Origin of the sequence: Mucilaginibacter sp., assembly GCF_041663085.1 — a bacterium.
Taxonomy (GTDB): domain Bacteria; phylum Bacteroidota; class Bacteroidia; order Sphingobacteriales; family Sphingobacteriaceae; genus Mucilaginibacter.
The window spans coordinates 1-2,688 of sequence record NZ_JBAZRC010000209.1 but is presented as its reverse complement, the minus strand read 5'-3'; the positions used below and the strand labels follow the sequence as shown (position 1 = coordinate 2,688).

Genomic DNA, 2,688 nt, shown 5'->3' with positions numbered 1-2,688 from the left:
ACCGGCGTTTTCACAAAGCCATCAATTAAATATTCAGGGTGGTAGTGAAAAATCTGTTTATAGCTTATCATTGGGCTATTTAAACCAAAATGGGTTAACACCAACATCAAACTTTAAACGCTACTCCATTAAAATGACGATGGATAACGATGTTAAAGATTGGTTAAAAATAGGTGGTAGTATTAATGCAATAGCCAGCAGGCAGCGTTTGGTAACTGATGGCAATGGTAGTTTGAACGTACCACGAGCCGTAACTGAAGAGGTGCCAATAGTACCGGTAAAATATCCGGATGGTAACTGGGCAGGGAATTTTGATATTGCCGGCCTTGAAGGCGCGCCAAACCCTATACAAATTGCCAACGAGCGCTATACCATTAACAATACCCAGCAAATAGTAGGTAACGTTTATCTTTTATTTAAGATCTCGGATGAATTGAATTTCAAAACAGACCTGGGGTATGATCTGCGAAGCCAAAAAAATAATTTTTATTCATCATTAGCGCTGCAGCATTTATCTGCCGACCAGGGCGGGGTAGCTAATATCAACGCAAACACCAATTACTACTGGCAATCTGAAAGTTACCTTACCTGGAACAAAAAGATCAACGACCGCCAAAAATTAACGGCTTTGCTTGGTATATCTTTCAGCCAGGATGTATATGAAAGGGTAAGAGCAGAAACACAAAACTTTATTGATGATTTTTACCAATATAACAACTTAGGTGCCGGTGCAGTTAAAAGCGCTTCCGAATCTGATGGCGTACCCATTGTACCGGGCGGGTATCAGCCAGGGCAGCTAAATTCATACTACGGCCGTATTAGCTACAATATTGATGATAAGTATTTATTTACCGCCACAGGCCGTTATGATGGTTCATCAAGGTTTAGCGACAAAAACAAATACTCGTTCTTCCCTTCAGCGGGTGTGGCATGGCGGGTATCTCAGGAAGACTTCCTGAAAGATAGCAAAACCATATCAAATTTAAAGGTAAGGGCCAGCTATGGTGTTACAGGCAACCAGGAAATTGGTCCATATAGGTCCCTTGCTCAGCTATCAACTAACCAAACCGCTATAAACGGCGCGGCGGCTATAAGTTTACTGCCCGGCTATTTGGGTAACCCTGATTTGAAATGGGAAAGAACCAAAATGATTGATGCAGGTTTAGAGTTAGGATTATTTGGTGATAGAGTAAGCCTGAATGCTGATTTCTACATCAAAAACACCAGCGATATTTTATTGCAGACACCTATTCCATGGACTGCCGGTTTCACCACAGCCAATGTTTACAAAAACGTAGGCTCGATGAGAAACACGGGTGTTGAACTTAGTTTAAATACGGTAAACGTTAAGACCGATAATTTCCAATGGTCAACAAATTTCTTATTTGCAGCCAACAAAAACGAAGTTACCAAGCTAAATGACGGCAATGCAGACATATTTCCCGGTCCAAACTTCCTGGGTGAAAACTATGTAATACGCGTAGGTGAGCCAATCGGGTCATTTTATGGGATGACAAGAGTTGGTACTTACAGCGATTCGCCCGACGATATAGCTGAAGCCGCCAAACATGGTTTAAAAGCTGGCGATCGTAAATACCTTTACAACCCCGATGGTAGTAACTACTACAGCATCATTGGCAATTCAAACCCAAAATGGACTGGTAACATCAACAGTACCATGAGATATAAAAACTGGGATTTTTCATTTGATATCCGTTTTGTACAGGGTGTAAACACTGCAGCCAATTTCAAACACTCTGCCGAAGACAGGCAAACCATATCCAACAGTTTAGCTACTGTATTAAACGGATGGACACCTACCAATCAAAATACGATGATATCTCAGGTGCGTAATTACAAATATGCGCAGGATTCGCATTTTGATACCTGGTGGGTTGAAGATGGTTCATTTATACGCGGACAAAACTTTGTATTAGGTTACAGTTTCCCAAGTACATCGTTGAAAAAATTGAACATGAACCGTCTGCGTATTTACGCAAGTGTTCAAAACCTGTTTGTGATCACAAAATACACCGGTTATGACCCAGAGGTTGATACTTTTAACCAAACCTATGGTAATAACCCGGCGTTTTCGCAAAACATCGATTTCTTTGCTAACCCGCGTCCACGTATATGGAACCTGGGTGTGCAGGTTGGGTTTTAAAAATTTTTTTATGATTAAAACGCATAGCAATACAGTAGTGAAGGATTTAACCGTAATCATCTAAAATCGTATTAAAATGAAAACATTAAAAAATATATTAATAGTGGCGTGTTTATTACTTACATGCTCCTGCAAAAAATTCCTGGAAGAAAAACCTTCAAACTTTTTAACGCCTGATGCTAACCTGTCGAGCGCAAAAGTGGCAAGGGCGTTAGCTAATGGGTCTTACCAAAATTTACAGGGATTACTTACCGGGCAAACCTCATCATACGGTGGTAACACCTGGAATTTGATGGAGTTTATGACAGGTAAGGCCAACAGCGACCTTGGGCAAACCGGATTTGTGAATTTTCAAACCCTGATTTACAATAACACCTCTTTTTACATTGATACCTGGTGGCAGCAAATGTATTTAGGTGTAGGCGCAACAAACCTGGCCATACAAAAAATACCAACCATTAATGCTGCCGGGTTAAGTGATGCTGATAAAACCAATATGGTAGCCGAGGCACGTACCTTACGCG

2 protein-coding genes are annotated in these 2,688 nt (G+C 40.9%); both read left to right on the top strand.

Going from position 1 to position 2,688, the window contains the following annotated elements; translation table 11 throughout:
- A partial coding sequence (locus WC615_RS22280; protein WP_372980240.1) for a SusC/RagA family TonB-linked outer membrane protein occupies positions 1–2,164 on the top strand: 2,164 nt, incomplete at its 5' end.
- Between the two features lie 76 nt (positions 2,165–2,240).
- Positions 2,241–2,688: hypothetical protein (locus tag WC615_RS22275; protein ID WP_372980239.1), on the top strand; the 448-nt coding region annotated here is incomplete at its 3' end.